Below are 4,090 nucleotides of genomic sequence, written 5' to 3' on the forward strand. Positions count from 1 at the left end.
GGTTCGCGCCCGCGCCGGACGTGCGCGGGCTCGTGCTCGGCGACTTCGAGGCGGCGGCGCTGCGGGTGGCGGGTCCGCTCGGCGCGCAGTTCCTGCTCTGGGAGTACGCCGTCGCGGTCGCGAGCCGGGTGCTCGGGGTCAACCCGTTCGACCAGCCCGACGTCCAGGAGGCGAAGGATCTCACCGACGAGATGCTCCGCTCACAGGACGGCGAGCCGCCGGTGCTCGTCGCGGACGAACCGGACTTCGTGGACGGCGACGTCGAGATCCACTCCGCCGGAGTGATCAAGGCGGACACGCTAGGCGAGGCGCTCGACCAGCTCGTCGCGCTGGTCCCCGACCGGGGCTATCTGTCGGTCATGGCCTACCTCGACCGGACGGGCGCCGACGCGCCCGCCGCGGCGCTCCGCGCCCTGCTGGCGGAGCGCTCTGGAACGCTCCGGGCGCAGGGCACCGCACCCGTGACGTTCGGCTGGGGACCGCGGTTCCTGCACTCCACCGGCCAGTACCACAAGGGCGGCCCGCAGAACGGGGTGTTCCTCCAGCTCACCGGCGAGACCGAGGTTGAACTGGATATCCCCGGCAGACCGTACACCTGTAAGACTCTGCAGCTGGCGCAGGCCTCCGGCGATCTGCGGGCGCTCCGCTCGCGCGGCCGTCCGGCGGTCAGGCTCCATCTGCGGGACAGATCCACAGGGCTCCGGCAGATCCTGGAGGCCCTGCGCTAGGCCCGAAGCCCCATCAGGGCCTCGACGACAACATCAGCCGGTCGACCCCCTCCTAGACCGAGTTCGAGAAAGGTACCGGGCATGGCAACGCCCGCTGAACTGATCGGCATCGACGGGAACCCGCTGCGGGATCCCCGTGACAAGAGACTTCCACGCGTCGCCGGGCCCAGCGTGCTGGTCCTGTTCGGCGTCACCGGCGACCTGTCCCGCAAGAAACTCCTGCCCGCGATCTACGACCTCGCCAACCGCGGGCTGCTGCCACCGGGCTTCTCCCTGGTCGGGTTCGCGCGCCGCGACTGGGAGGACCAGGACTTCCGGCAGGTCGCCTACGAGGCGGTCAAGCAGCACGCCCGCACCCCGTTCCGGGAGGAGGTGTGGAAGCAGCTCTCCGAAGGAATGCACTTCGTGCCCGGCGAGTTCAACGACCCGGGCGCGTTCGACGCGCTGGCGCTGGCCGTCAAGGAGCTCGACGAGACGCGCGGCACGGGCGGCAACTACGCCTTCTACCTGTCGATCCCGCCGAAGTTCTTCGACGTGGTCGTGGAGCAGCTGCAGCGCAGCGGGCTCGCCGAGCACGGCCCCGACTCCTGGCGGCGGGTCGTCATCGAGAAGCCGTTCGGCAACGACCTGGCCTCCGCGCAGGAGCTCAACAGCGTCGTGCACCGTGTCTTCCCCGAGGAGTCGATCTTCCGGATCGACCACTACCTCGGCAAGGAGACCGTCCAGAACATCCTGGCGCTGCGCTTCGCCAACACGATGTACGAGCCGATCTGGAACCGGTCGTTCGTCGACCACGTGCAGATCACGATGGCCGAGGACATCGGGATCGGCGGCCGCGCCGGCTACTACGACGGCATCGGTGCCGCCCGCGACGTCATCCAGAACCACCTGCTCCAGCTGCTCGCGCTCACCGCGATGGAGGAGCCCGTCGACTTCAGCGCCGGCGCGGTCCGGGCCGAGAAGGCCAAGGTCCTGTCGTCGGTGCGGCTGCCGGACGATCTGGGCCTGACCACGGCACGCGGCCAGTACGCGGCCGGCTGGCAGGGCGGCGTCAAGGTCGAGGGCTATCTGCAGGAGGAGGGGATCTCCCCCGACTCCACCACCGAGACCTACGCGGCGATCAAACTGGAGATCGACAACCGCCGCTGGGCCGGAGTGCCGTGGTACCTGCGGACGGGCAAGCGGCTCACGCGCCGCACCACCGAGGTCGCCATGATCTTCCAGCGGGCGCCGCACCTGCCGTTCGAGAAGACCGCCACCGAGGAGCTGGGGCAGAACGCCCTGGTCTTCCGGGTCCAGCCGGACGAGGGCATCACCGTCCGGTTCGGTTCGAAGGTGCCGGGCCCGTCGATGGAGGTCCGCGACGTCAACATGGACTTCGCCTACGGCGAGTCGTTCACCGAGTCCTCGCCCGAGGCCTACGAGCGGCTGATCCTCGACGTGCTGATCGGCGACCCGCCGCTGTTCCCGCGGCAGGAGGAGGTCGAGCTCTCCTGGCAGATCCTCGACCCGATCGAGGAGTTCTGGTCCACGCTGGGCCAACCCGAACAGTACAAGTCGGGCGGCTATGGGCCGAAGTCCTCCGACCTGATGATGAAGCGCGACGGCCGCGCCTGGCGGAGGATCTGACCGAGATGAACATCGATCTCACCGACACCACCACCCGGCGGATCCAGGACGCGCTCACCAGGGCCCGGCACCAGATGGGCGGCCCCGCCGTCGGGATGGTGCTGACCCTGGTCATCGTGACCGACGAGTCCGCCCAGTACGACTCGCTGCGCGCGGCCACCGAGGCGGCGCGCGAGCACCCCTGCCGGGTGCTCACCGTGATCTCCCGCGACGCCCGCGGCAGCTCCTCACGGCTCGACGCCGAGATCCGGATCGGCGAGACCGGCCCCGGCGAGACCGTGCTGCTGCGCATGTACGGGCCGCTCGCCGACCACGCCGTCACCGTCGCGCTGCCGCTGCTCTTCGCGGACGCGCCGGTCGTCACCTGGTGGCCGGGGCAGGCGCCCGCCGACCCGGCGGGCGACCCGCTCGGCGCGCTGGCGCAGCGCCGGATCACCGACTCCTACGCGGGGCTCGACCGGCTCGGCACCCTGTGCGAGCTGGCCCGCTCCTACCAGCCGGGCGACACCGACTTCGCGTGGTCGCGGCTGACGTCGTGGCGGACCCTGCTGGCGGCCTCGCTCGACCAGCCGACTCCCGAGATCATCAGCGGCCAGGTGGTCGCCGAACCCGACAGCCCCAGCGCCGAACTGCTGGCCGCCTGGCTGTCAGTGCGGCTCGGCGTGCCCGTCAGCCGGGAGTTCTCCACCGGCCCCGGCATCACCGCGGTGACCCTGGCGACCGTCGAGGGCGATCTGTCGATCACCCGTCCCGACGGCCGGGTGGCGACCCTGTCCCGTCCCGGCCAGCCCGACCGGCAGGTCGCGCTGATCCGGCGGCCGATGTCGGAGCTGCTGGCCGAGGAGCTGCGCCGGCTCGACCCCGACGAGGTCTACGCCGACGCCGTCCGCCGGTTCGAGAAGGACTATCTGGCGCTCACCAAGGCCGCGGCCGCCGTCGAGGCGGAGGCCGAAGCCGAGGCGGCCGCCGAGTTCAAGGCGGAGCTCAAAGCCGAAGTGAAGGCCGAGATCGAAGCCGAGGCCCCGGCGCCCAAGCCGCGCGCCACCCGGCGGAAGGCCGCCGAATGAGCGAACGCACCGTCGTCGTCCACCCGGACGCGGGCCTGCTCGCCAAGGCGGTGGCCGCACGGCTGATCACCCGGCTGGTCGACGTGCAGGCCGCACGCGGCACCGCGTCGGTCGTGCTGACCGGCGGCACCATCGGCATCGGCACGCTCGCGGAGGTCGCGGCCAGCCCGGCGCGTGACGCCGTGGACTGGTCGAACGTCGACTTCTGGTGGGGCGACGAACGGTATCTGCCCACCGGCGACCCGGAGCGGAACGAGACGGGCGCCCGCGAGGCGCTGCTCGATCTGATCCCGGCGGATCCGGCCCGGATCCATGTCATGCACGGCCCCGACGGTCCCGACGGCGACGACGTCGAGGCGTCCGCCGACCGCTACGCCACCGAGCTCGCCGACGCGGCGGGCGACGGCGGGGTGCCCGCGTTCGACGTGCTGATGCTGGGGATGGGGCCCGACGCCCATGTCGCGTCCCTGTTCCCTGGCCTGCCCGGCGTGCTGGCGGAGAAGGACACGGTCATCGCCGTGCGCGACTCCCCCAAGCCGCCGCCGACACGGATCTCGCTCACCGTCCCGGCGATCCGGGCCGCCCGCGAGGTGTGGGTGGTCGCGGCGGGCGAGGGCAAGGCCGAGGCCGTCCGGCTCGGGGTGACGGGAGCCGACCCGTCGGTCG

The 4,090-nt window shown here is 71.7% G+C and carries 3 protein-coding genes and 1 pseudogene; all 4 read left to right on the forward strand.

The genetic code is table 11. The features are described 5' to 3' along the window. A pseudogene (locus tag ACYVE7_RS30475) lies at positions 1–728 on the forward strand (glucose-6-phosphate isomerase); the annotation flags it as partial. Between the two features lie 81 nt (positions 729–809). Further along, entirely contained in the window at positions 810–2,357 is a 1,548-nt protein-coding gene (zwf, locus tag ACYVE7_RS30480; RefSeq protein WP_460369563.1) for a glucose-6-phosphate dehydrogenase, read from the forward strand. Between the two features lie 5 nt (positions 2,358–2,362). Then, positions 2,363–3,424 carry a glucose-6-phosphate dehydrogenase assembly protein OpcA gene (locus ACYVE7_RS30485; protein WP_460369564.1) on the forward strand — a complete coding sequence of 354 codons (1,062 nt, stop codon included), beginning with the start codon at positions 2,363–2,365 and terminating at the stop codon, positions 3,422–3,424. Beyond that, positions 3,421–4,090: 6-phosphogluconolactonase (gene pgl / locus ACYVE7_RS30490; protein ID WP_460369566.1), on the forward strand; the 670-nt coding region annotated here is incomplete at its 3' end. The genes ACYVE7_RS30485 and pgl, both read left to right, overlap by 4 nt.

It is taken from the genome of Actinocorallia lasiicapitis (assembly GCF_054778695.1).

Coding starts and splice junctions, on each gene's coding strand:
- zwf (WP_460369563.1), top strand. CDS start 810: ATGGCAACGCCCGCTGAACTGATCGGCATCGACGGGAACCCGCTGCGG.
- ACYVE7_RS30485 (WP_460369564.1), top strand. CDS start 2,363: ATGAACATCGATCTCACCGACACCACCACCCGGCGGATCCAGGACGCG.